Annotated in this window: 22 protein-coding genes; 14 read left to right on the plus strand and 8 right to left on the minus strand. The window is 30.6% G+C overall.

Going from position 1 to position 25,952, the window contains the following annotated elements:
• The first annotated feature begins 10 nt into the window (after window positions 1-10).
• Genes BA195_RS11530 through BA195_RS11540 form a run of 3 tightly spaced genes read left to right on the plus strand, consistent with a single transcriptional unit; the run spans window position 11 to window position 3,423 of the window.
• Window positions 11-1,045: a Fe(3+) ABC transporter substrate-binding protein gene (locus BA195_RS11530; RefSeq protein ID WP_068705623.1), complete on the plus strand. Its 1,035-nt coding sequence runs from the start codon at window positions 11-13 to the stop codon at window positions 1,043-1,045.
• 36 nt (window positions 1,046-1,081) lie between these two features.
• Complete coding sequence (locus tag BA195_RS11535; RefSeq protein WP_245662350.1) at window positions 1,082-2,698, plus strand: ABC transporter permease; 1,617 nt, start codon at window positions 1,082-1,084, stop codon at window positions 2,696-2,698.
• Window positions 2,698-3,423 carry an ABC transporter ATP-binding protein gene (locus BA195_RS11540; RefSeq protein ID WP_068705627.1) on the plus strand — a complete coding sequence of 242 codons (726 nt, stop codon included), beginning with the start codon at window positions 2,698-2,700 and terminating at the stop codon, window positions 3,421-3,423. The genes BA195_RS11535 and BA195_RS11540 overlap by 1 nt, the downstream gene beginning before the upstream one ends.
• A gap of 48 nt (window positions 3,424-3,471) precedes the next feature.
• Here BA195_RS11540 and BA195_RS11545 read toward each other — a convergent pair whose 3' ends face one another.
• The 3 genes from BA195_RS11545 to BA195_RS11555 all read right to left on the minus strand — a co-directional run bounded on the left by BA195_RS11545 (window position 3,472) and on the right by BA195_RS11555 (window position 7,239).
• Window positions 3,472-4,530: an imelysin family protein gene (locus BA195_RS11545; protein ID WP_068705629.1), complete on the minus strand. Its 1,059-nt coding sequence runs from the start codon at window positions 4,528-4,530 to the stop codon at window positions 3,472-3,474.
• A gap of 1 nt (window position 4,531) precedes the next feature.
• The gene (locus tag BA195_RS11550) at window positions 4,532-5,929 is read right to left on the minus strand and encodes a di-heme oxidoreductase family protein (protein WP_068705631.1); all 1,398 of its coding nucleotides are present in this window, start codon (window positions 5,927-5,929) and stop codon (window positions 4,532-4,534) included.
• Window positions 5,930-6,012: 83 nt separating this feature from the next.
• Window positions 6,013-7,239: an imelysin family protein gene (locus BA195_RS11555; RefSeq protein WP_068705633.1), complete on the minus strand. Its 1,227-nt coding sequence runs from the start codon at window positions 7,237-7,239 to the stop codon at window positions 6,013-6,015.
• Window positions 7,240-7,420: 181 nt separating this feature from the next.
• Between BA195_RS11555 and guaB the strand changes: the two genes are divergently transcribed.
• The 4 genes from guaB to BA195_RS11580 all read left to right on the plus strand — a co-directional run bounded on the left by guaB (window position 7,421) and on the right by BA195_RS11580 (window position 14,798).
• Window positions 7,421-8,896 (plus strand): IMP dehydrogenase, encoded by a 1,476-nt coding sequence (gene guaB, locus BA195_RS11560; RefSeq protein ID WP_068705958.1) that lies wholly within the window; start codon window positions 7,421-7,423, stop codon window positions 8,894-8,896.
• 111 nt (window positions 8,897-9,007) lie between these two features.
• Entirely contained in the window at window positions 9,008-10,864 is a 1,857-nt protein-coding gene (locus tag BA195_RS11565) for a DNA topoisomerase IV subunit B (protein ID WP_068705635.1), read from the plus strand.
• 237 nt (window positions 10,865-11,101) lie between these two features.
• Window positions 11,102-13,810, plus strand: coding sequence for a DNA gyrase/topoisomerase IV subunit A (locus BA195_RS11575; RefSeq protein ID WP_068705640.1), 2,709 nt, complete (start codon window positions 11,102-11,104; stop codon window positions 13,808-13,810).
• A gap of 133 nt (window positions 13,811-13,943) precedes the next feature.
• Window positions 13,944-14,798 (plus strand): mechanosensitive ion channel family protein, encoded by an 855-nt coding sequence (locus BA195_RS11580; protein WP_068705643.1) that lies wholly within the window; start codon window positions 13,944-13,946, stop codon window positions 14,796-14,798.
• A gap of 14 nt (window positions 14,799-14,812) precedes the next feature.
• Here the strand turns inward: BA195_RS11580 and BA195_RS11585 are convergent, their stop codons facing one another.
• Window positions 14,813-15,118, minus strand: a complete 306-nt coding sequence (locus BA195_RS11585; RefSeq protein ID WP_068705644.1) for a DUF6787 family protein — start codon at window positions 15,116-15,118, stop codon at window positions 14,813-14,815.
• Between the two features lie 72 nt (window positions 15,119-15,190).
• Window positions 15,191-15,838, minus strand: coding sequence for a DUF937 domain-containing protein (locus BA195_RS11590; RefSeq protein ID WP_068705646.1), 648 nt, complete (start codon window positions 15,836-15,838; stop codon window positions 15,191-15,193).
• Window positions 15,839-15,960: 122 nt separating this feature from the next.
• On the opposite strand from BA195_RS11590, the gene BA195_RS11595 reads away from it, so the two are divergent.
• The 3 genes from BA195_RS11595 (at window position 15,961) to BA195_RS11605 (ending at window position 18,779) form a co-directional block, all read left to right on the plus strand.
• On the plus strand, window positions 15,961-17,286 hold the full coding sequence (locus tag BA195_RS11595) for a dicarboxylate/amino acid:cation symporter (protein WP_068705648.1): 1,326 nt from the start codon (window positions 15,961-15,963) through the stop codon (window positions 17,284-17,286).
• 84 nt (window positions 17,287-17,370) lie between these two features.
• Complete coding sequence (locus tag BA195_RS11600; protein WP_068705650.1) at window positions 17,371-17,934, plus strand: hypothetical protein; 564 nt, start codon at window positions 17,371-17,373, stop codon at window positions 17,932-17,934.
• A 5-nt stretch (window positions 17,935-17,939) separates the two neighbouring features.
• Complete coding sequence (locus BA195_RS11605) at window positions 17,940-18,779, plus strand: sulfurtransferase (RefSeq protein ID WP_068705652.1); 840 nt, start codon at window positions 17,940-17,942, stop codon at window positions 18,777-18,779.
• 49 nt (window positions 18,780-18,828) lie between these two features.
• Here BA195_RS11605 and BA195_RS11610 read toward each other — a convergent pair whose 3' ends face one another.
• Genes BA195_RS11610 through BA195_RS11620 form a run of 3 tightly spaced genes read right to left on the minus strand, consistent with a single transcriptional unit; the run spans window position 18,829 to window position 20,655 of the window.
• A complete protein-coding gene (locus BA195_RS11610) occupies window positions 18,829-19,341 on the minus strand; it encodes a DUF7935 family protein (protein ID WP_068705654.1) in 513 nt (170 codons plus the stop codon).
• Window positions 19,331-20,044, minus strand: a complete 714-nt coding sequence (locus tag BA195_RS11615; RefSeq protein WP_068705656.1) for a DUF3307 domain-containing protein — start codon at window positions 20,042-20,044, stop codon at window positions 19,331-19,333. The genes BA195_RS11610 and BA195_RS11615 overlap by 11 nt, the downstream gene beginning before the upstream one ends.
• Window positions 20,041-20,655 (minus strand): SatD family protein, encoded by a 615-nt coding sequence (locus BA195_RS11620; RefSeq protein WP_068705658.1) that lies wholly within the window; start codon window positions 20,653-20,655, stop codon window positions 20,041-20,043. Before BA195_RS11620 ends, BA195_RS11615 begins: the two co-directional genes overlap by 4 nt.
• A gap of 221 nt (window positions 20,656-20,876) precedes the next feature.
• On the opposite strand from BA195_RS11620, the gene BA195_RS11625 reads away from it, so the two are divergent.
• The 4 genes from BA195_RS11625 (at window position 20,877) to BA195_RS11640 (ending at window position 25,902) form a co-directional block, all read left to right on the plus strand.
• Window positions 20,877-23,204 (plus strand): ATP-dependent helicase, encoded by a 2,328-nt coding sequence (locus tag BA195_RS11625; RefSeq protein ID WP_068705660.1) that lies wholly within the window; start codon window positions 20,877-20,879, stop codon window positions 23,202-23,204.
• A 47-nt stretch (window positions 23,205-23,251) separates the two neighbouring features.
• Window positions 23,252-23,908 (plus strand): DUF4290 domain-containing protein, encoded by a 657-nt coding sequence (locus BA195_RS11630; RefSeq protein WP_068705662.1) that lies wholly within the window; start codon window positions 23,252-23,254, stop codon window positions 23,906-23,908.
• Window positions 23,908-25,221, plus strand: coding sequence for a UDP-N-acetylglucosamine 1-carboxyvinyltransferase (murA, locus tag BA195_RS11635; RefSeq protein WP_068705664.1), 1,314 nt, complete (start codon window positions 23,908-23,910; stop codon window positions 25,219-25,221). Before BA195_RS11630 ends, murA begins: the two co-directional genes overlap by 1 nt.
• Window positions 25,222-25,326: 105 nt before the next feature.
• Window positions 25,327-25,902, plus strand: a complete 576-nt coding sequence (locus BA195_RS11640; RefSeq protein WP_068705665.1) for a nucleotide exchange factor GrpE — start codon at window positions 25,327-25,329, stop codon at window positions 25,900-25,902.
• The last annotated feature ends 50 nt before the right edge of the window (window positions 25,903-25,952 follow it).

The following is a 25,952-nucleotide window of genomic DNA, read 5'->3' on the forward strand; positions in this document are numbered from 1 at the left end:
ATAATCAGAAATGAAAAAAATAATCACCATTTTAGTTTTATCAGTAATTTTTACATCATGTAAAAACGAGCAAAAAAAGGAAGAAAAAAAACAAGAAGAAGTAAACATATATACGCATCGTCACTATAAAGCAGATCAAGAATTATTTGCAAAATTTGAAAAAGAGACAGGCATAAAAGTAAATGTAGTGAACGCTAAAGCTGATGAGTTGATGCAAAAAATGACTGTTGAGGGAGAATTATCTCCAGCAGATGTTTTAATCACTGTAGATGCAGGTCGTTTAGTAAGAGCAAAAAATAAAGGATTATTACAATCGGCAGAATCGGAGTTTTTGAATAAAACAATTCCGACTCACTTAAAAGATGTAGATAATAATTGGTTTGCCTTAACAAAAAGAGCTCGTGTAATTGTTTACAATCCCGAAAAAGTAAAATCAGAAGAATTATCTACGTATGAAGCTTTAACAAATGATGAATGGAAAAATAGAGTATTAATCCGATCATCATCAAATATTTATAACCAGTCACTATTAGCTTCAATTATAGCAAATGTAGGGGAGGAAAATGCAACGAAATGGGCTAAAGGAATGGTTGCAAATATGGCACGTTCACCAAAGGGTAATGATAGAGATCAAATAAAAGCAGTAGTTGCCGGAGAAGGTGACGTAGCAGTAGTAAATACCTATTATATTGGTAAATTACTAAATTCTAAAAATCCTGAAGAAGTAAAAGCAGGAGAAGGCATAAAAATATTTTTCCCGAATCAAGCAAATCGCGGAACGCATATTAATGTAAGTGGAGCAGGGGTTGCTAAATATGCTCCAAACAAAGCAAATGCAATAAAGTTTATTGAGTTTTTAGCTAGTAAAGAAGCGCAAGAAATATTTGCAAAAGCTAATTATGAATATCCAGTAAATAAAGAAGTTGTTTCATCTGATTTATTAAAATCTTGGGGTAATTTTAAAGAAGATACCCTGTCTTTAACTAAATTAGGGGAAAATAATAAAAAAGCTGTTATCGTTTTTGATATAGCTCAATGGAAATAATCAATACTTTTGTTGTATTAATTTAGATGAATTTTAGTGATAAATAAATTACAAAACATACAAAGAGACACTAACAAATGGTCAATAATTTTATTGACCATTGTTTTGTTTATAGCAATTCCTGTTATTACTATTTTTATAAATTTATTTTACGGGCCAGGTGAAACATGGAATCATTTAGTAATCAATTTACTACCTAATTATTTATTAAATTCTCTTTGGTTAATATTAGGTACTAGTTTACTTACTTTATTTTTTGGCATTTCATCAGCTTATATTGTTTCTAGATATCATATTCCTTTACGAAAACAATTAGAATGGTTATTAATTTTACCGTTGGCAATACCATCTTATATTACCGCCTACGCTTATGCAGGAATATTTGATTATGGAGGCGTGGTTGAAAAATTATTCAGCACTAAGGTAGATGTAATGAATCACTTGGGACTTGTTATTGTTTTAAGTGTTTCTCTATATCCATATGTGTATGTTGCCTCAAGAGCTTTTTTTTTTAATCAATCAAATAATATTATTGAAGCCTCAAAATTATTAGGAGCAAGCGAGTTAAAAACCTTTTTTAAATTAATATTACCGTTATCTCGACCAGCATTTGTAGGTGGACTTACGTTGGTTTTAATGGAGGTTTTAAATGATTATGGGGCAGCAAAATATTATGGAATAAATACCTTTACCACAGGTATATTTAGAGCATGGTTTTCTTTAGAAGAGCCAGAGACAGCAATTTATTTATCAGCGATATTGGTTGCGATTATTTTTTTAATTATTAGTTTAGAAAAATGGCAAAGAAGAAGAATTGGTTATGCAAATACGACCAAAAATCATCAAAAAATAAAAAGAGAAGAAGCTAAAGTGAATAAAAAAATGATATTATTTATCATTGCATTTATTCCTGTTTTATTTGGATTTTTATTGCCGTTATTACAATTATTATATTGGGCTTTTTTAACTTATAAAGAGGTTTTTACACAAAGTTTTATAACAACTTCTTTACAAAGTTTAGGAATTGCTGTAATTTCAGCACTTGCAACGGTAATTTTTGCGCTGTTATTAATTTTTTTAACAAAATGGAATCGTCTTAATTTAGTTAAACCAATAGCAAAAATAGGAGTGTTAGGTTATGCCATTCCAGGAGCCGTAATAGCCGTGGGAGTTTTAATTCCCACACTTTTTATTGATAAAGGGCTAGTCGTATTTTTTAAAGAGGTATTTGATTACAAAATAGGTTTTATACTTAACGGAACTGTTTTAGCATTATTATATGCATATATAGTGCGTTATATGGCAGTGGCATATAATCCTATAGAAGCAAGTACTTTAAAATTTGGAAAATCATTATCAGAAGCGTCTAAATTATTAGGAAAAGGAAATTTATTTACATTTAAAAAGATTGAATTTCCTTTATTAAAGCCTGCTATTTTGAGTGCTTTTATTCTGGTTTTTGTAGATGTTATGAAGGAATTGCCATTAACATTAATTTTAAAGCCATATGATATTAATACCTTGGCTGTAAAGGCATATGAATATGCAAGTGATGAGTTGGTAGCAGAAGCATCATTACCTTCGTTATTTATAATTTTAACAGGAATTATTCCTATATTATTTTTAAATCGATTAATAGCTAAAGAAAAGTAATGAGTACAAAACTATTAGAAATACAAAACTTATATAAAACGTTTAACTCAGGCAAAGTAAAAGCGTTAAATAATGTTGGTTTTTCCTTAAAAAAAGGAAATATATTAGCTGTTGTAGGTGAAAGCGGAAGTGGTAAAACTACATTAATACGCTTAATTGCAGGTTTAGAAACTATAGATGAAGGAAAAATAGTAATAAATAGTAATATCGTTTCATCTAATTCTGTGTTTATTGAGCCGCAGCAAAGAAATATAGGAATGGTGTTTCAAGATTACGCGTTGTTTCCTCATTTTACAATTTATAAAAACATTGCTTACGGACTATCTAAACATGAAAATAAAGTAGAAAGAGTAGGAGAAGTATTAAAATTGGTAGGTTTATCTGGAATGGAAAAAAGATATCCACATGAATTATCTGGAGGTCAACAACAACGTATTGCTTTAGCAAGAGCATTAGCACCAAAACCAGCGCTTTTAATTTTAGACGAGCCTTTTAGTAATTTAGATGTTGTTATGCGAAATCAATTACGAAAGGATATTTTAAAAATTTTAAAAAAAACAATTACAACAGCTATTTTTGTAACGCATGATATTAAAGACGCTTTAGAGGTGTCAGATGAAATAATTGTTTTAAAAAACGGTATTGTTTTACAACAAGGAAAAACTATTGAAATTTTTAATAGCCCCGAAAGTAGTTATGTGAAATTATTGTTTGATAACATATAACATCTTTTTTATCTAAAAGATGTTATATGTTGTTTAATTAAATCATTTTTAATCACCGTCATTATCGGTAAAAGTGACGGTTACAGATAATGTGCTGGCAACATCTGTTTTAATTAATATCAATAATTGTTTTACTTGGTCATAAAGTGTTTTAACCAATTCTTTTTTTGTATTAATAGCTGTTTTTAATGGTGTAGTGTTAAATTGTAAAATTGTATTCTCAATTGTTTTTATTTGGTTTTTTATTTTAGTGTTTAATGTTTGGTTTTTGGTGATAGCGCTAACTAAATCATCAATACCGTTGTTATTACCAAAATAAAGGTTTTTAATACCATTTATGTTACTATTTACAAGGGATAAAGAATTATTACTCATTTGAGCTTGTAAAATATTAGGATCAGCAATAGTTGTTTTTTCAATACCAGCAGGTTGTCCTATTTTATAGCTTTTAATATCTTCTAATAAAGCATACATTTGATTAACAATTTGATTTACGCTGCCATTTATACCAGTAGCATTATTTTCAATAAATGTATTTCTAAATGTATTCCATTTAACATTAAATAGAGTAGCTTTTGATGTTAAGTTTAAAGAAACAGTATTTAAATATTGTTTGCGTCTGCTGTTCGAAAAATTATTGATTGTTTCAGTAATATTATCTTTAAAAAGTAAGTATTCAATGGTAGCTAAACCTCTTAAATTTGTAGAAATAGCATTTATATTACTTTCTGTAATTTCTTTATTAGACGAAATATAATCTTCAATTCCATTTTTGTTGGCTACCCAGCTATAAAAAGAAGTTTGAATGTACGAAGTTTTTATTTCACCAATATTTAAAACTTCAATTAAAGAATAGTTTTTTGCTGCTACTTTCCAATTATTTTTTGCAGTTAAAAGGTTGTTTTCATTAGGTGTATTTGTGAAGTTTTGAATTGAAGTATTTAAAAGATAAATACTTTCAATAAAACCATTTGTATAAGGGGTTTCAATATCGGATATAATATCAGCACGAAGTTTTTGAATATCAAAATCGGGTATAGTTTCTGTGTTACTATTACAAGTTATAAGTAATAGCGCTGTTATTGTTATTGCTATTTTTTTTATCATGTTATAATGAATTTATAAAGGCTAAAACAGCAGTTCTATCCTCTTTTATTAAGTTTATGTATTTTTCTTTAGAATTTTTAGCCTCACCACCATGCCATAAAATGGCCTCCTCAATATTACGCGCTCTACCATCATGTAACAAAAAAGTATGATTATTAACGTCATTAATTAACCCAATACCCCATAAAGGTTGTGTGCGCCATTCTTTACCTGTTGCTTTAAAATCAGGTCTGTTGTCAGCTAAGGCATCTCCCATATCATGTAGTAAAAAATCACTAAAAGGTCTTATAGTAATATTCTGTAGTGTTTTATTTGCAGGATAATTATTTGACGTTGTAAAAGTTTCAGTATGGCAACTGTTACACTTCATACTTTTAAAGAGTGATTTTCCCTTTAAAACAGTATCATTTTTATAGTTTCTTCTGATAGGGACAGAAAGAGATGAGGAGTAAATCATTATATCATGTAAAGCATCATCTGTTACTTCAGGAGCACCACCATTAGGGGCGTCTTTACAATCTTGTTGAGGGGATGGGCAATTTTGGTTAGGAAATAAAGAAGTAGTTAGCCCCATATCGCCACTAAAAGCCCCAGCTACTTGTTGTTTTAAGTTTGGTTGATTTGCTTTCCATCCAAAACGACCCAAAACTGTTTGTTGTTTTACAACATCCCAAACATAATTTGCTTTTCCTGAAATACCATCATTGTTACTATCAAATTCATCAGCATTTAATAAAATGTCAGCATTAGCTATTGCATCAACAAGTCCTAGGCCAATAACTTGTTGCCCCACTCTTGGCGATGTTAATACATTTTGTAATGATCCAAATTGTTCATTACTAATAGTGTAAATAGGTTTTCTTAGTTCATAGGTATTTCCATCAGCAAAAGCTCCTTTAATGGTTTCAAAACTTACAGACACTTTTGCTTCATTTGGCACGCCTAAATTACTATGTTCTTGTATTTGATCTCCATAGCCAGCGACGGTATTAACACCACCATGTATATCTGTACCAGGATTACTTATTCTCATTAAAAATCCTGCTGAAAAATTTTGATTTTCATCTAAAGGTTTACCTCTACCGTCTTTGTTATGGCAAGCACTACAAGCTCTAGCATTAAAAGTAGGGCCTAAGCCGTCTCTAGCAGTAGTTGAAGCTGGTGAACTAACCCAATTTTGACGGAATAATGAATTTCCAACAAAAAACAAACGCCTGTCTAGTTCTTTTAAACCAGGAACAGGTTGATCAAAAGCATTTACCCCAAGTATTGTAGTTGTTAATTTTCCGGCAGACAGTTCTTCATTTGTTTCGTAACTAGGTATTAAGGTATACGTTTCTTTTTTATTACAAGAAAAAAATAAAAGAATTGTTAGAGAATAAAAAAGAGTTTTATTCATTTATATAGTTTTATAATTTATACAAAAACCAAACCACCTAATTAAATAGATAGTTTGGTTGATATTTTATTTATAATAAAGTTTTATACTTCAGAATCTATATTCTTACCAGTAATCGTTTTTCCAGCTTGTGCTAATTCAATACCTTGTTTTTCTAAAGAAGTTACAGCACTCATTACAGGTTTGTTATTATTATCAATAGTTTCACCTATTATTTGATAATCAAAAAATTGATTGTTAGCAATAACTTTAACCTTAGTCATAACAGTAGCTGCAGTAGTTTTTAAACTTACAGCTTCGGTAGTATTAACTAAAGTTAAAACATCTAATAGTGATGTACCCGAAATAACACTACCATCAACTTTTGTGTAACTACCATTAATAATATTATTGATAGATTTAGCGTTTAAGTAAATATCATTATGTGTATTGTCAGAGAAACAAGAATGTTCATCTTCTTGATCCTGATTTTTTACAGCAACTAACATTCTTTCACCAGCAAGTTCACCATTACTTAATTTAGCAGCACCAGTTAAAATTTTATCAATGGCATCATTTTTAGAAAGACTTAAAAATTCATTTCTATAAGCAGCACCGTTTTTCCAATTATTAGTTACAGTTTGCAAATCATCTACTAAAATTTCGACAGCCAATTGTAAATACTGTTTTCTTCTGCTAGCATTTGTAGCAGTAGTATAATCTGTGTACATACGTTGTCCAGCTTTTTTTTCAGCAGGGGCAGTAGTGTCTTGTCCCCATAATAAAAATTCGATAGCATGATAGCCCATGGTTACATTTGATTCATTTTCACCATATCCCGATAAATTTTTTAAAACATCTTTAGTTAAAGTTGGGTATTTATCTGTATTATTAACTAAGTTTTGTCTAGTGTCTGAAACCTCTTGACCTCCAGTACCATCAGCTACATAATCAATTAATGCCTCATCTAAAGGCCAAGCATTTAAATTTCCTTCAATTTCACCAAAAGCTACTCCATCAATAGGGCCGTCATAAAAACGGTACACTTCGGTTTGTCCATAGGGCTCACGTGAAGCTAACCAAGCATCTTTTGCAGCTTGAAATTTATTTGCATCTGGAGCAGCTACAAAAGCATCAATTGCAGTTTTTAACTCTTTCGTTTTTGCTAAAGCATCATTATAGTTTGCGGCTACAATATTTACATAATTAGTTACAAATTTAGTTTTTGCAGCTGTTATTTCAGTTTCAGGATTAATATCTGTGTTGTTGTCTGAGCAACCAATAAAGACCGAAGATGTTATCAATAATGATAAACCTAATATTTTTTTCATTTTAATTTATTTAGATTAATTTTAAATAGTTTTGCAAATTTATATTAGTTTTGAAACTATGCAAGTTTTATTTAGATTAATTTTAAATAAAAAACACCTTAACTTTAAATTAAAATATGATTTGAATTATTTATAGTATATTTGCACGTAATTAATTAACAACACACAAAATTAATTGCACATGCAAGCTCACCAATCAAAAATTGTAGGCGAAGGTTTAACGTATGATGACGTTTTATTAGTACCAGCTTATTCTGAAGTACTTCCAAGAGAAGTTTCTATTCAAACAAAATTTACCAAAAATATAACAATCAATGTTCCTATTGTATCAGCAGCAATGGATACAGTTACCGAATCTGCAATGGCAATAGCAATGGCTAGAGAGGGAGGAATTGGTGTTTTACATAAAAATATGACCATTGAGCAACAAGCTCAAGAAGTTCGTAAAGTAAAACGTGCAGAGAGCGGTATGATTATCGATCCCGTAACTTTACCATTAACAGCAATAGTATTAGACGCTAAAATGTTAATGAAGGAACATAGTATTGGTGGTATTCCGATTGTTGATGAAAAAGGTACCTTAGTAGGAATTGTTACCAATCGTGATTTACGTTTTGAAAAAAATAACGAACGCCCAATTATTGAAGTAATGACAGCTGATAATTTAGTTACAGTTGCAGAAGGTACTTCATTAAAAGATGCTGAGGTAATTTTGCAACAAAACAAAATAGAAAAGTTACCTGTTGTTAATAATGATGATAAGCTAGTAGGTTTAATTACTTTTAGAGATATAACAAAGTTAACACAAAAGCCAACCGCTAATAAAGATACTTACGGACGTTTACGTGTTGCAGCAGCATTAGGAGTAACAGCTGATGCTGTTGATAGAGCAGCAGCTTTAGTAAATGCAGGCGTAGATGCAGTAATTATTGATACAGCACATGGGCACACAAAAGGTGTAGTTGCGGTTTTGAAAAATGTTAAAGAAAAGTTTCCTAAATTAGATGTAATTGTAGGTAATATAGCAACACCAGAAGCAGCAAAATATTTAGTAGAAGCTGGAGCAGATGCTGTAAAAGTTGGTATCGGACCAGGTTCAATTTGTACAACTCGTGTAGTTGCAGGTGTAGGTTTTCCTCAGTTTTCAGCAGTATTAGAGGTTGCTGCAGCTATTAAAGGATCTGGTGTTCCGGTTATTGCTGATGGAGGAATCCGTTATACAGGTGATATTCCTAAAGCAATTGCCGCAGGAGCTGATTGTGTAATGTTAGGTTCATTGCTAGCAGGAACAAAAGAAAGTCCAGGAGAAACAATTATTTTCGAAGGAAGAAAGTTTAAATCATATAGAGGAATGGGATCTGTTGAAGCAATGAAACAAGGTTCTAAAGATCGTTATTTTCAAGATGTTGAAGATGATATCAAAAAATTAGTGCCAGAAGGTATTGTAGGTCGTGTACCTTATAAAGGTGAGTTAGTAGAAAGTATTCATCAATTTGTAGGAGGTTTACGTGCAGGTATGGGATATTGTGGGGCTAAAGATGTTGAAACACTTAAAAATACAGGTAAATTTGTACGAATTACTGCAAGCGGAATTAACGAAAGTCATCCGCATGATGTTGCAATTACTAAAGAAGCACCAAATTATAGTAGAAGATAATTTACTGATAAACATTATATTTGAAACTCTGTTAATAACTAAATTAACAGAGTTTTTTATTTTTACATAGTAAATACTATTTTAGCTGAGACTTCAATTTCCTTAAACTTTATGGCTCAAGAAACAAAATATACCGAAGATAATATACGCTCGCTCGATTGGAAAGAACATATTCGAATGCGTCCAGGAATGTATATTGGAAAGTTAGGAGATGGTACCTCACCAGATGATGGAATTTATATTTTGGTAAAAGAGGTTTTAGATAACTCTATTGACGAATTTGTAATGGGTACAGGAAAAACGATTGAGGTTTCTGTGCAAGGCGAAAAAGTAATTGTAAGAGATTATGGTCGTGGTATTCCGTTAGGTAAAGTAGTAGATGTTGTATCTAAAATGAATACAGGTGGTAAGTATGATTCTCGTGCCTTTAAAAAATCGGTAGGATTAAACGGGGTAGGAACAAAAGCAGTAAACGCTTTGTCTACTTTTTTTAGAGTAGAGTCTACTCGTGATGGAAAATCAGCATCTGCAGAATTTGAAAAAGGTGAGTTAGTTAATCAAGATTTACTAGAAGAAACTTCGCGAAGAAGAGGAACCAAAGTTACCTTTATTGCCGATAACTCAATCTTTAAAAATTATAAATACCGTCCTGAATATATTATTCGATTATTAAAGAATTATGTATACTTAAATCCGGGGTTGACAATTGTTTTTAATGGCGAAAAATTTCACTCTAAAAACGGGTTAAAAGATTTATTAGAAGATAACAATAATCAAGATGATATGTTGTATCCAATAATACATTTACGAGGAGATGATATTGAAGTTGCCATTACACATAGTAAAACACAATATTCAGAGGAATATCATTCGTTTGTAAACGGGCAACACACTACGCAAGGAGGTACACATCAAGCAGCATTTAGAGAAGCAATAGTTAAAACCATCCGTGAGTTTTATGGTAAAAACTTTGATGCTTCTGACGTTCGTAAATCAATAATTTCGGCAATTGCAATTAAAGTAATGGAACCCGTTTTTGAAAGTCAAACAAAAACAAAGTTAGGTTCTACCGAAATGGGAGGTGATTTACCAACAGTTCGTACTTATATTAACGATTTTATAAAAACAAAACTTGATAATTTTTTACACAAAAATGTAGAGATTGCTGATAAACTTCAGAAAAAAATAATTCAAGCAGAAAAAGAAAGAAAAGAACTTTCGGGTATTCGAAAACTTGCAAAAGACAGAGCCAAAAAAGCAAGTTTGCACAATAAAAAATTACGTGATTGTCGCATTCATTTAGGCGATATTAAAAAAGAAAATCATTTAGATACTACGTTGTTTATTACCGAGGGGGATTCGGCTTCGGGTTCTATTACAAAATCACGAAACGTAAACACGCAAGCAGTTTTTAGCTTAAAAGGAAAGCCGCTAAATTCTTACGGGCTGAGTAAAAAAATTGTATACGAAAACGAAGAGTTTAATTTATTACAAGCCGCTTTAAATATTGAAGACGGATTAGAAGATTTGCGGTATAATAATATTGTAATAGCTACCGATGCCGATGTAGATGGTATGCATATTCGTTTATTATTAATTACTTTCTTTTTACAGTTTTTTCCTGAAGTAATAAAAGAAAGGCATTTGTATATTTTAGAAACGCCGTTATTTAGAGTTCGAAATAAAAAAGAAACGATATACTGTTATTCTGAAGATGAAAAACGAGCAGCGATTGATAAGTTAAGAGGAAAACCAGAAATAACGCGATTTAAAGGATTGGGTGAGATTTCGCCAAATGAGTTTGTGCATTTCATTGGTGATGATATTCGTTTAGATCCTGTAATGTTAGATAAAGAAATGTCGATAGAGCAAATGCTAGAATTTTATATGGGGAAAAATACCCCTGATAGACAAAAATTTATCATTGAAAATTTAAAAGTAGAGTTAGATGCAATTGAAGAAGTGTAAAAAGAACGTTTTAGTTATCTAAAAAAGAAAATGAATAAAGAACGAAGAGTAAGAATATACTTAATAATAGCTTTTACAATCTTTTTTATTAATTTATTAAATGTTGATGTAGCTAATTTAAGCTGGGAAAGTAATAGTAAACATTATATAAATATGCTAGTAGCGGCATTAGTTTTTACGACCATTTTTATCCTTAATAAAAAAAACAATAACTCTTAAAAGAATCCCCACTGTTAAATGAGTGAAGAAAATAATAATTACGAACACGACGAAGAATTAAATCAACCAATTGAAAATACAGAAACGATAACCAAAGTTACCGGAATGTATAAAGAATGGTTTTTAGATTACGCTTCGTATGTAATTTTAGAAAGAGCTGTTCCGTCGTTAGAAGACGGTTTAAAACCGGTACAACGTAGAATAATGCATTCTATGAAAGACCTTGATGATGGGCGTTACAATAAAGTAGCTAATATTGTAGGGCATACCATGCAGTACCACCCGCATGGAGATGCTTCTATTGCCGATGCGATGGTGCAAATTGGTCAGAAAGAATTACTGATTGATATGCAAGGTAACTGGGGAAATATCTTAACAGGAGATAGGGCGGCAGCATCAAGATATATTGAAGCACGTTTATCAAAATTTGCCTTAGATGTTGTTTTTAATCCAAAAACCACCGAATGGAAACAATCGTATGATGGTAGAAGAAAAGAACCGATAGATTTACCCGTAAAATTTCCTTTATTACTAGCACAAGGGGCAGAGGGAATTGCAGTAGGTTTATCAACCAAAATATTACCGCACAATTTTAATGAATTAATTGATGCTTCTATAAAATATTTAAAAGGAAGAAGCTTTACCATAGTCCCTGATTTTTTAACAGGCGGAATTGCAGATTTTACCAATTATAATGATGGTAAACGAGGAGGGAAGGTTCGAGTGCGTGCAAAAATATCTCAATTAGATAAAAAAACATTAGTCATTACCGAGGTGCCGTTTGGTACTACAACTTCGTCATTAATAGATAGTATTTTAAAAGCAAATGATAAAGGTAAAATCCGTATTAAAAAAATAGAAGACAATACGGCTGCAAATGTTGAAATTTTAGTGCATTTACCACCAAATGTATCGCCAGATAAAACAATTGATGCTTTATATGCATTTACAAATTGTGAAAATTCTATTTCGCCTTTATGCTGTACAATTCAAAATAACACGCCTGTTTTTTTAGGAGTATCAGAATTGTTAAAACACTCAACCGATTTAACAGTTAATTTATTAAAAAGAGAACTTGAAATTCAATTAAATGAATTACAAGAACAATGGCATTTTGCATCATTAGAGCGAATTTTTATTGAGAATAGAATTTATCGTGATATTGAAGAGGTTGATACTTGGCAAGGTGTTATCGAAGCAATTGATGCAGGTTTACAACCACATATAAAACATTTAAAACGTGCCATTACTGAAGAAGATATTGTTCGATTAACAGAAATTAGAATAAAAAAAATATCAAAGTTTGATATTGATAAAGCAAAGCAGTTTATTGAAAGCTTAGAAGATAAAATAGCAGTAGTTAAAAATCATTTAGCTAATTTAATCGAATTTGCAATCGATTATTTTAAAGACTTAAAAACGAAATACGGGAAGGGAAAAGAACGTAAAACTGAAATTAGAATATTTGATGATATTGTAGCTACAAAAGTAGTAATGCGTAATACCAAACTGTATGTAAACAGAGAAGAAGGGTTTATAGGGACTTCACTAAAAAAAGACGAATATGTTACCGATTGTGCAGATATTGATGATGTAATTGTTTTTAGAGATAATGGATCAATGATGGTTACCAAAGTAGCCTCTAAAACCTTTGTAGGTAAAGGAATTATTCATTTAGCTATTTTTAAGAAAAAAGATAAACGTACCGTTTTTAATATGATTTATATAGATGGGGCTAAAGGACCATCGTATATGAAGCGATTTAATGTTACCTCGGTTACTAGAGATAAAGAATACCTGTTAGCAAATAACAATCCAAAATCAAAAGTATTATATTTCACAGCAAACCCTAATGGAGAAGCTGAGGTTGTAACTGTAAATTTACGAGCAGTTGGAAGTGTAAAAAAACTAAAATGGGATATTGATTTTGCAGATTTATCTGTAAAAGGTCGTAGTGTACGAGGTAATTTAGTTAGCAAATACAGTGTAAAAAAAATAGATTTTAAAGAAGCAGGAGTATCAACATTAAAACCACGTAAAATTTGGTTTGATGATGCCGTACAGCGTTTAAATGTTGATGGTAGAGGTGAATTACTTGGCGAGTTTAAAGCAGAAGATAAAATTTTAATAGCTACACAATCAGGTAAAATTAAAGCAGTATCTCCAGACTTATCAATGCATTTTGATAATGATATGATTGTGTTGGAAAAATGGAAACCTAAAAAACCGATTTCAGCAATTTATTTTGATGGAGAAAAAGAACGTTACTATGTAAAGCGTTTTTTAATTGAAACAGTTGATAAAGAAGAAATTTTTGTTTCTGAAAGTGAAAAATCGAAATTAGAAATCATAGCTACTGATTACAGGCCAATGGCTGAGGTTATCTTTTCAAAGCGTAGTTTGGATAAGTTAACAGTAAACTTTGAAGATTTTATCGCTATAAAAGGTATTAAAGCACAAGGTAACCAGTTAACTACAGATAAAATTCGAACGGTGAATTTATTAGATTCTTTACCTTACGATGAGCTTGAAAAAGAAAAGGTTGAAGAAATTGAAGTAAAAGAAGAAGAGGAGATTGTAGAAAATAGTTTACCGCTTGATATTGAAGTAGTGTCTCAAAAAGAGTTTATAAACTCAAAAGAAGATAAAGCAAAAAAAGCTTTAGCAAGAGCACTTCAGAAAAAGAAGCAAGCGAAAGAAGATGATAGTCAAGAAAGCTTATTTTAAATGAAAATAATAGGCTGTAAATATTTATTACAAGCAGTAAACCCTAACATCTTGGTTTAAGAAGTTTGTTAATTTTTTAGATTTTTATGTGAAAACTATTCATACAACAAAAGCATTTAAATTATCAATATAAATGAAAGATTTATTTAAATATCAACTAAACTTAAACTCTGTATTTGGCATTTTAGCCTATATATTAGTGATCGTGTTTGTTGCATGGCTTCTTTCTAGAGTTATAAGATACATTATAGTTCAAATTATCAAACGAAGAAAAATAGATCGTTATGGTAAAACAAGTATTTTGTTTTTACGAAATTCGGTAAAATTCTTTCTAGGGTTATTTGGTATTATATACATTATTATGACAGTGCCAGCTTTTAGAAGTCAAGCAGCCTTAATTTTTTCAGGAGCCGGTATTTTAGCAGCCATTATAGGTTTTGCAGCACAAGCAGCTTTATCTAATTTAATAGCAGGAGCATTCATTGTTATTTTTCGTCCGTTCCGAGTAGGAGATTATATTAAATTAGATGATACACGTGTAGGTATAGTTGAAGATATTACTTTGCGACATACAGTAATTAATAATTTTGAAAACAAACGTTTAATTATTCCTAATTCTGTAATCAGTACTGATTCGGTATTAAATCATACTATTGAAGATTCGCATGTTTTAAGTTTTAATAATTTTAAATTAGGCCTAAAGGCGGATATTGATTTAGCACGACAAATTATACAAGAAGAAGCAATAAAACTACCTACCGTAATCGATTTTAGAACACCAGAGCAAGTAATGGCAGATGCACAACAGGTAGATGTTCGTGTAATTGATGTTGCTACCGATCATATACATATGCGTGCATACGTATGGTTAAATGAACCTTTTCAAGAATTTAAAACTAAATGTGCTTTAAAAGAAGCTGTACACAAGCGTTTTTTAGCTGAAGGCGTAGCATTACCAATTCCTATATATAAAGTGGTAAAAGTGTAAGATTGTTTTTAAGGTTATTTTTTAAATAAAAAACCAAAACCTATTCTACTTAAAAACTTTTTTTCAAAAGCCCAAAAGAATTTAAATTGCCCAAATAACCAGCCAACTATAGGTAAGGTTGTTTGGTAAATAGGAAAAATAAGTAAAATACGCAGTGGCCAGTATATCCAAGGAGAAGTGGTTTCGAGCGAAAGTCCAAAAAAGGCAGTAATTGGTTTTGCAACCCAAGAAGCAAACGATCCGTTAATTGAAAAAACAATTAATACTGCAATTACATCCCAAGTAGTTTCTAAACCCCAACGTTGTTTTAATTTTTCCATGGGCGCAAAAGTAATTAAAAGAAAAAAGGCAAACAAATGTTTACCCTTTTTGATATTGTAGAAAAGTAAGATTTATTTTTTTCCAAAAACACTACCTAATAAACCACCAAGTAATCCACCGCCAGATTTTTGCTGACTTGCGCCACCTAAAACCATACCAGCCACATCATCAACAATACTTCCGTCACCATCAGCATCTAAAATTTGTTCTAAAAAACTTTGTTCTTTGTCAGTCGAATTTCCTCCAAGTAAACCACCTAATAAACCACCTAAATCACTAGAGTTATTTACATTTTCTTGTCGTGATTGTTTACCTAAAACTCCCATTAAAATAGGGGCAGCAGTTTTTAAAATATTTGCAACAGCTCCAGCATCCATACCAGATTTTTGACCAATAACTTGCTCAACACCCTGTTGTTTACTTCCTAAAACATGTTTTAATATATTGCCACCATCTTGTAAAACATCAGCATTTACACCACCATCAAATAAATCACCTAAATTATCTAAAATATCACCATCATGTTTGTTTAAAGCACCCATTAAACCTTCGGCACCTTGTGGTGAAGCTGAATTACGTTGCATTGCTTTCATTAAAACAGGCAAAGCCATGGTTAAAACACTACTTGTTTTATTAGTATCTTGTCCGGTTGATCCTGCTACTCCAGATATGATTGATTTACCTAAATCACTGTTTAATAAGTCTAAAATTCCTGCCATTGTGTTGTGTTGTTATAATTTATAATTAGTTTTCAATAATTAAGACACAAGTTACGAATTAAACGTCACATTTTTTTAAATATTTATTTTACCTTACAGCCTTTAAAAATTAAATCAATTAAATGAGAAAATTAGCGTTACACTGGCAAATTTTAATAGGAATGATTCTGGGAATATTATTCGGAATAGGAATGACTTTTACAGAGGGAGGAGCAGATTTTGTAGGAAATTGGATAAAACCATTAGGTACCATTTTTGTAAAATTATTAAAATTAATCGCTGTACCTTTAATTATTGCCTCATTGGTAAAGGGAATATCAGATTTAAAAGATATTTCTAAATTTAAAAATATGGGGTTAAAAACAATCATTATATATATAGGTACTACTGTAATTGCTATAACAATAGGTTTAGCTTTGGTAAATGTTGTGGAGCCTGGTAATGGAATATCAGAAGAAACAATTACTAAATTAACAGAAACATATGCTAATAGTGGTGGAGTACAATCTAAAATAGCAGAAGCAAATAAGCAACAGTCAAGTGGAAAATTACAATTTTTGGTTGATATGGTGCCTGATAATGCTATAAAGGCAATGGGAAGTAACAAATCGATGTTACAAGTTATTTTCTTTACTATTTTTTTAGGAATATCAATGTTGTTGGTAGGTGAAAAACGAGCGAAACCGTTAAAAAAGTTTTTTGATTCTTTAAACGAAGTAGTTTTAAAAATGGTAGATTTAATTATGTTATCAGCACCTTATGCGGTTTTTGCTTTGCTTGCAAGCGTGGTGGTGTCATCAAATGATCCAGATTTATTATTAGCTTTACTAAAATATGCATTAACCGTTGTAGGAGGGTTAATACTTTTAGTAGGTTTTTATATGCTTTTGGTAAGTATTTATACAAAGAAAAATCCATTATGGTTTTTAAAACAAATAAGTCCAGCACAATTATTAGCATTTTCAACAAGTTCAAGTGCAGCAACTTTACCTGTAACTATGGAGCGAGTTGAGGAGCATGTAGGGGTTGATAAAGAAGTATCAAGTTTTGTATTACCAGTAGGTGCTACCATTAATATGGATGGTACAAGTTTATATCAAGCAGTAGCAGCGGTTTTTATAGCACAAGCATTAAGTTTCGATTTATCTTTTGCAGATCAATTAACAATTATAGTAACAGCATTATTAGCATCAATAGGTTCGGCAGCAGTGCCAGGAGCAGGCATGGTAATGTTAGTAATTGTATTAGAATCGGTAGGTTTTCCTGCGGATAAATTAGCTATAGGGTTGGCTTTAATTTTTGCGGTTGATAGACCACTAGATATGTGTAGAACGGTTATTAACGTAACTGGTGATGCTACGGTAGCTACGTTGGTAGCAAAATCGGTAGATAAATTGCACGAACCAAAACCAAAAAATTGGGATGATAATTACGATAAAGTGAAATAAAAAAATTAAAATATAATAAGTGTAAAAGCATCAATGAAATAATTTTTTATTGATGCTTTTTGATTTAAAGAAATATGATTATAAATGAAAATAGAAAATATTTTTAACGATTTAAAAAAAGACTTACAATCTATAAATAAAAAAGCGAATGAGAGATTATTAAAAGAAGAGCAAGTAAGGTCAAGTATATTCTGTTCTTTAAAAAATCAAGGGTATAGCGTAGCTGCTGAAAGAAATTTTAATAAAAGTTCTGAAAAAGAATGTGATTTGGTTTTTTGGAAAGGTTCAGGGGTAGAATCATGGATGGAAATAAAAACAAGTTGGTATTCATTGCTTAAAGAAGATGTAAGACGATTAGATAAAAGAGGAAATGATACCTGGAATAATAAGCCTAGAGAACAATATGAAAGTTGGAAAAGAGATATTAAAAAATTACAAAATATAGAAAATACTAAACACCCAAAGTATTTCGTTCTTGTTGAACAGTGTAATCAAGATTCACTTTTTGAAGAATTATATACAAAAAATAAATATAATATTAAAGAGGATTTTGAAAGTGTAAAATGTGAAAAAATAGAATTTGAATTGAGGTGGAATAAAGCTCCTGTTGATAAGTGTGTTGTTAGGGTGTTTGATTTAAAAATATAAAATAAATGAATCTTAAAGTTAAAAAACCAATCGTTACTGTAACATGGTTATACAACAATAAAGAAAAAGAAAATTTAATAATTTTAGATGCTAGTATACTAAAAGTAGGAACGGCACAAAAGAAAGAGGAGTCAAAAAAAACAATTCCAAATTCTACTTTTTTCGATTTAAAAAACGTGTTTTTAAATAAAGATGGGCAATTCCCAAATACTATTCCAACACAAAACCATTTTGAAGAAGAAGTTCGAAAATTAGGAATTAACAAAGATAGTTGTGTTGTGGTTTATGATGATTTAGGCGTGTATTCTTCACCTAGAGCATGGTGGTTATTTAAATTATTCGGGTTTAAAAATGTAGCTGTTTTAAATGGTGGTTTACCTGCTTGGGTCAAAAACAATTATCCAATAGAGTTTTTATCATTAAAAGAATCTCAACAAGGAAGTTTTACAGCTATTTTTCAAAAAGAATTACTTTGTAAAACGGATAATGTTTTGTTGGCGTCTAATAATAAACAGATGATTTTAGATGCTCGATCTAAAGAAAGATTTTATGCAACAGTTCCGGAGCCTAGAAAAGATTTAAGAGGTGGACATATTCCGAACTCTAAAAGTTTGCCTTATACTGAACTACAGGTTGATGGTAAAATGAAATCTAAAGAAGAGTTACAAAAAGTTTTTTCAATATTAAATCCACATAATAGGAAAGTCATTTTTTCTTGTGGATCAGGAATTACTGCATGTATCTTAGCTTTAGCTAATGAAATTATTGGAAATACTAATTATAGTGTTTACGATGGTTCTTGGACAGAATGGGCAAGTACTTTAGAGCTTCCTGTTGAAAAATAAATTAACGTATGATTCAAAAAAAAGCCACTATTTAATAGCGACTTTTTAATTATATTAATTTTCTTACCTCTTGTTTTAAGTAAATAATAGAGGTTTGTGTAGGGTTTTCATTTTGAGAATAATCTATCAAAACATTTTCGCGTAATTTTTTTGCAGAATCAGAGGTGTCGGCAGTACTACGTAATTTGGCTATTATTGATAATTTGGCAGCTAATATAGCTTTCCAACTATCCTCCGATACGTATAATTGTTGTACCATATTATGCTCGTATTCTTGTTCGATATTAGCAATTAATAATTGTAAATAACTATTTACATCATCACCAATAGGGTTTACTCTAATTAGTAGTTTAGTTGGGTTTATTCGTTCGCAAAATAAAAGTAAGCGTTCATAAGCCTGTAATTTAATAGGTAAGCTTTCACGCTTTTTATCAACTAAAGCATTAAACTTTTTTTCATTATTATCTTGCTTAATAAATGCGCCTAATATAAAATAAGCTACAAATCCTGTTACTAATGCGGGTAACGCGTATGCTAATCCTTCAATAATTTTATCTTCCATAATGCGAATATACAAGTCCTGTTAAAATAGCCAATCCAAAACTTAATAAAGTTCCAATTAAAATGTATTCAGTTAATTTTCTGTCTTTAGCCAAGGTTAAATCTCCAAAACGAAAAACAGATTTGGCTGCGAGTAAAAATCCTACTCCAGCCCATTGCCCAATAATTACAAATATAAAAATTAATAAACGTTCTAAAATACCAATATAATTACCTGCTTTTGATAGTGATTCATTTTCTTTTTTATCATTTTTTTCAGGATTCCATTGCGATATTATTGTTCTTATAATTATTGAGGACACAAAACTCACAAAAAGTAAGCTAGCTACAAGTAAAAGTTTTTTTTCAGAAAAGTAGAAAGTAACATCAAATTTAATGGGTTTATACCAAAATGTTACCAATAATAACATTAAAATATGTAAAAATTGATCTAAGAAAAATAACCATCTCTTATTTTTTTTATTTTGTAAATATAACTTTCCTAAATCAATACCATAATGTGTTACAACTATAAATAAGATACCCAAAGTGTATTTAAAATTAAAAACTAAAACAAGTAATAGGAGTAATAAATGAATTGATATGTGAAGGTATAACTTTTTTGATTTGATTTTTTTCTTCTCCTTGTTTTTAACCCATTTTTCTGATTGAAAAATGAAATCACCTAAAAAATGTGCAATTAAAAATTTTAAAAATAAGATCATAACAGTGAGGTTTTTTCTTTAATTTGTTTTCGATATCTTTTTTCTAATTTGCTTATAGCATCATATCCAGCTCTTTTTTGACGTTCACTAACACGACCTTGTGTAATTCCTAATTTATCGGCAATTTCATTTTGAGTAAGCGTAGGGTTTTCTAAAGATATTTGAAAAACTTCAGCTGAGTTTTTTGTCCAGTTATTCATTGTTAAAAGCGCTAATTCTAAAGCTAAATTAAATTCATCATCAAGTTCTGTCCAAGGAGATTTTATAGCAATCAATTGTTTTTTTACTAAACCTTCAAAAACTTTTCCAGAGTTAATAAACGCTTCTCCATTAGCTTCTGTAATGTTTTTAGAGTTGTTAATTCCTTTACCAATACCAACTCCAATTCTAACATCTATATTTTCAATTTGTTTTAAATAAGATTTTATTAAAAAAGCAGCAAAAAAAGCCTCTTCAATAGCAATTTTTAATTGAAAACTGTCACCTCTAAAAATATCCCAGTCATTAGGCTGTTTCCCGAATTTTATAAGCGTTTTTTTTAAAGCAGCAAGCCAAGTAAAGTCGGATGCTTTCCTCGAATTTACAATATCACCTGTTATTATACTAATCATAAAAAAATATTAGAAGTTTTAAAATTACTTAAATTTTTATATATAAACAAATTTATCTGCTTTAAAGCAGATATTTGTACTTATCTGTCTATTGGCAGATATTTATATTTATCTGTCAATAGGCAGATAAAAAAAAGTAAATAAAAAGTAGCTAACATTCTTTAAAAAACCTAAAAGAATGGTTAAATTTCCATTTTAAAAATTCTTTCAAACTATTTCTATTGAATACTTATTTACAGCAACTTAACGAACCCCAAAGAGCCGCCGTTTTACAAAAAGATGGACCAATGATAATTATTGCAGGTGCCGGATCGGGTAAAACAAGAGTTTTAACGTATCGTATTGCTCATTTAATGCAGCAAGGGGTAGATTCTTTTAACATATTATCACTAACCTTTACTAATAAAGCAGCACGCGAAATGAAAGAACGTATTGCTGGTGTAGTTGGGCATAGTGAAGCTAAAAATTTATGGATGGGAACTTTTCACTCGGTTTTTGCACGTATTTTACGTTCAGAAGCAGATCGTTTAGGGTATCCATCAAATTTTACAATTTATGACTCGCAAGATTCTGTTCGCTTGATAACAGCCATTATCAAAGAAATGAATTTAGATAAAGACCGTTACAAACCTAAGCAGATTTTGAGTAGAATCTCATCATTTAAAAATAGTTTAATAACGGTAAGAGCGTATTTTAATAATTCTGATTTACAACAAGCAGATTTAGAAGCCAGTCGCCCAAAGGTAGGTGATATTTATAAAGCTTATGTAGAAAGATGCTTTAAATCTGGAGCCATGGATTTTGATGATTTATTGTTAAGAACCAATGAATTATTAACACGTTTTCCTGAAGTGCTGGCAAAATATCAAGATCGTTTTCGTTATATAATGGTTGATGAGTATCAAGATACCAATCACTCACAATATTTAATTGTAAGAGCTTTAGCAGATCGTTTTCAAAATATCTGTGTAGTAGGTGATGATTCGCAAAGTATTTATAGTTTTCGTGGCGCAAACATCAACAATATTTTAAATTTTCAAAAAGATTATCCAGATGTTAAAACCTTTAAGTTAGAACAAAATTACCGATCAACCAATAATATTGTTGAAGCTGCAAATAGTGTAATTGATAAAAATAAAACGAAGTTAGATAAAGAAGTTTGGACGGCAAATGACCCTGGAGAAAGTATAAAAATAATGCGTACAATTTCTGATGGAGAAGAAGGGCGTTTTGTAGCTCAATCTATTTGGGAAAACCAAATGAATCATCAGTTAACAAACGATTCATTTGCTATCTTATATCGTACCAATGCACAATCGAGAGCAATGGAAGATGCGTTGCGAAAAAAAGACATAAAATATAAAATTTACGGAGGTATTTCATTTTATCAACGCAAGGAAATAAAGGATTTGTTATCATATTTACGATTACTAATAAATCCGAATGATGAAGAAGCATTAAAACGAGTTATCAATTATCCAGCAAGAGGAATTGGAGCTACGACGATTGATAAATTAGCAATAGCAGCGAATCACTATAAAAAATCAATTTTTGATATTTTATTAAATTTAGATAAAGTTGATTTAAAAATAAACTCAGGAACAAAAACCAAACTGGCAAATTTTACTAGAATGATTCAACGTTTTCAAATTGAATCACAAAAAATGAATGCTTTTGAAGTTGCCGATTTAGTAGTAAAACAAACCCAATTAGTAAAAGATTTACAAAAAGACGGTACGCCAGAAGGAGTAAATAAAGTTGAAAATGTTCAAGAATTATTAAACGGAATAAAAGATTTTATTACCGATAAAATAGAAACAGGAGAAGATGCATCACTCCCTATTTTTTTAGAAGATGTAGCCTTGGCAACAGATTTTGATAGTGAAAAAGATGATACACCACGTGTTTCGTTAATGACAATTCACTTATCAAAAGGGTTAGAGTATCCGTATGTATATATTGTTGGTTTAGAAGAAAGCTTATTTCCATCGGCAATGAGTATGAACACACGTAGTGAGTTAGAAGAAGAACGACGTTTGTTTTACGTAGCCCTTACAAGAGCTGAAAAGGTAGCTTATTTAAGTTATGCGCAAACTCGTTACCGTTGGGGTAAATTAACAGATGGTGAACCAAGTAGATTTTTAGAAGAAATAGACGACAAATATGTCGAACATTTAGCACCTAAAGAGCCAAAAGGGTTGGCAAATAGATTTATTGATGCAAGTATTTTTGATGACGATTCTCCTAAAAAAATACGCTTTCAAAAACCAATTCAAAAAAAACGAAAAGAGTTTTTAGCTAAAAAAGAAAAACCAAGTATGGTACCTCCTAAAAGTAAAATGAAAAAGGTGTCAGACGTAAATCCGAAAATGAGTTTATTTGAAGGAGATATTGTTGTTGGTAACTTTGTAGAACATAATCGCTTTGGTACAGGAGAAGTAATAGGTTTAGAAGGAAAAGGCCCAAACAAAAAAGCCGAAATTAAATTTGGTACAGTAGGTAAAAAGAAATTATTATTACAATTCGCAAAACTAAAGGTAATCGGATAGCTAATTAATCCATAATAATTACCTATTTTGCATATAAATACAGAGAAATGACGTTTGATTTAGAGTATAATTCAGAAAGAGATCACTTAATAATTCCAGAATATGGAAGACATATACAAAAACTAGTAAATCATTGTATTGCTTTAGAAACTAAAGAAGAACGAAATACAATGGCAAAAGCAATTATTGATGTAATGGGTAATTTACAGCCTCATTTACGAGATGTGCCAGACTTTAAACACAAACTTTGGGATCAGTTACATATCATAGCCGATTTTAAATTAGATGTAGATTCACCTTATGAAAACCCATCAAAAGAAGAATTAACGGAGAAGCCAGCAAAAATGGACTATCCAAAATCAGCATCGAGATATCGTTATTATGGTAACAATATTCAAACCATGATAAATATCGCACTAACTTGGGAAGAAGGAGATAAAAGAGAAGCTTTAGTATTTACTATTGCTAATCACATGAAAAAATGCTATTTAAATTGGAATAAAGATACCGTTGATGATGCTGTTATTTTTAAGCATTTATATGATTTATCAGAGAAGAAAATAGATTTAAGAGAATCTACCGAAAAATTATCAGAAAGTAAAAATTTACTTAGAAAACGAAGTAGCCAACAAGGAAAAGCAAACCATAAAAACGCTTCAAAAGGAAAATCTAATTATAGTAATAATAAACATAGAAAAAAATAATGGCATCATTTAAAATTGAAGGAGGTCACAAACTTAGCGGAGTAATAACACCTCAAGGAGCAAAAAATGAAGCACTACAAATTATATGTGCCGTATTATTAACTCCAAAAAAAGTAATAATTAATAATATTCCAGATATTATTGATGTAAATAAACTAATATTTATTTTAGGAGAGTTAGGTGTTAAAATAGAAAAGTTAGGAACAAATTCATATAGTTTTCAAGCTAATGAAATTAATTTAAAATATTTAGAATCTGCCGAATTTAAAAGAGATGGAAGCTCACTAAGAGGTTCAATTATGATAGTTGGTCCGTTATTAGCACGTTTTGGTAAAGGATATATTCCACGTCCAGGAGGTGATAAAATAGGACGTCGTCGTTTAGATACACATTTTGAAGGTTTCATTAACCTTGGAGCAAAATTTAGATATAATAAAGAAGAGTATTTTTATGGAGTAGAAGCTGAAAACGGTTTAACAGGTACCGATATGCTTTTAGATGAAGCTTCGGTAACTGGTACAGCCAATATTATTATGGCAGCTGTTTTAGCAAAAGGAACTACTAAAATATACAATGCAGCTTGCGAACCTTACATTCAGCAATTATCTAAAATGTTGAACTCTATGGGCGCAAAAATATCTGGAGTTGGCTCAAACTTATTAACTATCGAAGGAGTAACTGAACTAGGAGGATGTGAGCATCGAGTTTTACCAGATATGATAGAAATTGGTAGTTGGATTGGTGTAGCAGCCATGACTCGTTCGGCATTAACAATAAAAGATGTTAGTTGGCAAAATTTAGGGCAAATACCAAGCGTGTTTCGTAAGTTAGGAATTAAATTAGAAAAAAAAGGAGACGACATATTTATTCCAGAACAAGAAAGTTATGAAATACAAAATTATATAGATGGGTCAGTGTTAACAGTAGCTGATGCTCCTTGGCCTGGTTTTACACCAGATTTATTAAGTATCGTTCTAGTAATCGCAACTCAAGCGAAGGGAACTGTATTAATACATCAAAAAATGTTTGAAAGTCGTTTGTTTTTTGTTGATAAATTAATTGATATGGGTGCAAAAGTTATTTTATGTGATCCGCATAGAGCAACAGTCATTGGACATAATTTCCAATCGATATTAAAGGCAACAAAAATGACTTCACCTGATATTCGTGCCGGAATTTCATTATTAATAGCAGCATTATCAGCCAAAGGAACTTCAATAATTAATAATATTGAACAAATTGATAGAGGTTACGAAAACATTGAAGCTCGTTTAAAATCTATCGGAGCAAAGATTGAAAGAATAGAAGATTAATAAAAACACAAAATAAATAAAAAAATCGTGTCATGTTGGCACGATTTTTTTATTGGCAATATTATTGATAAAAGTATGCTGAAGAATTTAAAGAAACGATTTACAATGAGTAAAGATCAATATACAAAAGAAGACGAGTTAAAAGATACTATTGATAATCTTGAAATTGATGAAAATCAAGAAGAGATTCAAGAAAATAAAGAGGTAGAAGCAAAAGAAGAAGAAAAATCAGTACCAACAACTGAAGAGTTGTTAGAGGCTGAAAAGAATAAATATTTACGCTTATTTGCAGAGTTTGAAAACTACAAAAAGCGTACTTCTAAAGAACGTATCGAGCTTTTTAAAACAGCAGGACAGGAAGTAATGACAGTTTTACTGCCAGTTTTAGATGATTTTGAACGCGCCTTGACACATATTGAAGATGATAAAGAAGCAGAAGAGTTACGTAAAGGAGTTTTATTAATCTATCAAAAAATGGTAAAAACTTTAGAGCAAAAAGGATTAACTGCAATTGAAGTAAAAGCAGGTGATGTTTTTGATGCAGAAGTACACCAAGCAATTACTCAAATTCCTGCACCATCTGATGATTTAAAAGGAAAAATTATCGATTGTGTAGAAAAAGGTTATAAGTTAGGAGATAAAATTATTCGTCACCCAAAAGTGGTGGTAGGACAGGCGTAAAAATAATAATTCCCAATTATCAATAATAAATCAATTGATAGTTGTCAATT

Origin of the sequence: Tenacibaculum soleae, from assembly GCF_001693415.1 — a bacterium.
Lineage (GTDB): Bacteria > Bacteroidota > Bacteroidia > Flavobacteriales > Flavobacteriaceae > Polaribacter > Polaribacter soleae.

Bases quoted from the DNA above. Each gene is read 5' to 3' on its own strand.
- BA195_RS11620 (WP_068705658.1), bottom strand. From the start codon at position 20,655: ATGATTAGTATAATAACAGGTGATATTGTAAATTCGAGGAAAGCATCC.
- murA (WP_068705664.1), top strand. From the start codon at position 23,908: ATGGCATCATTTAAAATTGAAGGAGGTCACAAACTTAGCGGAGTAATA.
- BA195_RS11615 (WP_068705656.1), bottom strand. From the start codon at position 20,044: ATGATCTTATTTTTAAAATTTTTAATTGCACATTTTTTAGGTGATTTC.
- BA195_RS11600 (WP_068705650.1), top strand. From the start codon at position 17,371: ATGAAAATAGAAAATATTTTTAACGATTTAAAAAAAGACTTACAATCT.
- BA195_RS11630 (WP_068705662.1), top strand. From the start codon at position 23,252: ATGACGTTTGATTTAGAGTATAATTCAGAAAGAGATCACTTAATAATT.
- guaB (WP_068705958.1), top strand. From the start codon at position 7,421: ATGCAAGCTCACCAATCAAAAATTGTAGGCGAAGGTTTAACGTATGAT.
- BA195_RS11565 (WP_068705635.1), top strand. From the start codon at position 9,008: ATGGCTCAAGAAACAAAATATACCGAAGATAATATACGCTCGCTCGAT.
- BA195_RS11545 (WP_068705629.1), bottom strand. From the start codon at position 4,530: ATGATAAAAAAAATAGCAATAACAATAACAGCGCTATTACTTATAACT.
- BA195_RS11550 (WP_068705631.1), bottom strand. From the start codon at position 5,929: ATGAATAAAACTCTTTTTTATTCTCTAACAATTCTTTTATTTTTTTCT.
- BA195_RS11610 (WP_068705654.1), bottom strand. From the start codon at position 19,341: ATGGAAGATAAAATTATTGAAGGATTAGCATACGCGTTACCCGCATTA.
- BA195_RS11640 (WP_068705665.1), top strand. From the start codon at position 25,327: ATGAGTAAAGATCAATATACAAAAGAAGACGAGTTAAAAGATACTATT.
- BA195_RS11540 (WP_068705627.1), top strand. From the start codon at position 2,698: ATGAGTACAAAACTATTAGAAATACAAAACTTATATAAAACGTTTAAC.
- BA195_RS11575 (WP_068705640.1), top strand. From the start codon at position 11,102: ATGAGTGAAGAAAATAATAATTACGAACACGACGAAGAATTAAATCAA.
- BA195_RS11555 (WP_068705633.1), bottom strand. From the start codon at position 7,239: ATGAAAAAAATATTAGGTTTATCATTATTGATAACATCTTCGGTCTTT.
- BA195_RS11605 (WP_068705652.1), top strand. From the start codon at position 17,940: ATGAATCTTAAAGTTAAAAAACCAATCGTTACTGTAACATGGTTATAC.
- BA195_RS11530 (WP_068705623.1), top strand. From the start codon at position 11: ATGAAAAAAATAATCACCATTTTAGTTTTATCAGTAATTTTTACATCA.
- BA195_RS11590 (WP_068705646.1), bottom strand. From the start codon at position 15,838: ATGGCAGGAATTTTAGACTTATTAAACAGTGATTTAGGTAAATCAATC.
- BA195_RS11580 (WP_068705643.1), top strand. From the start codon at position 13,944: ATGAAAGATTTATTTAAATATCAACTAAACTTAAACTCTGTATTTGGC.
- BA195_RS11595 (WP_068705648.1), top strand. From the start codon at position 15,961: ATGAGAAAATTAGCGTTACACTGGCAAATTTTAATAGGAATGATTCTG.
- BA195_RS11585 (WP_068705644.1), bottom strand. From the start codon at position 15,118: ATGGAAAAATTAAAACAACGTTGGGGTTTAGAAACTACTTGGGATGTA.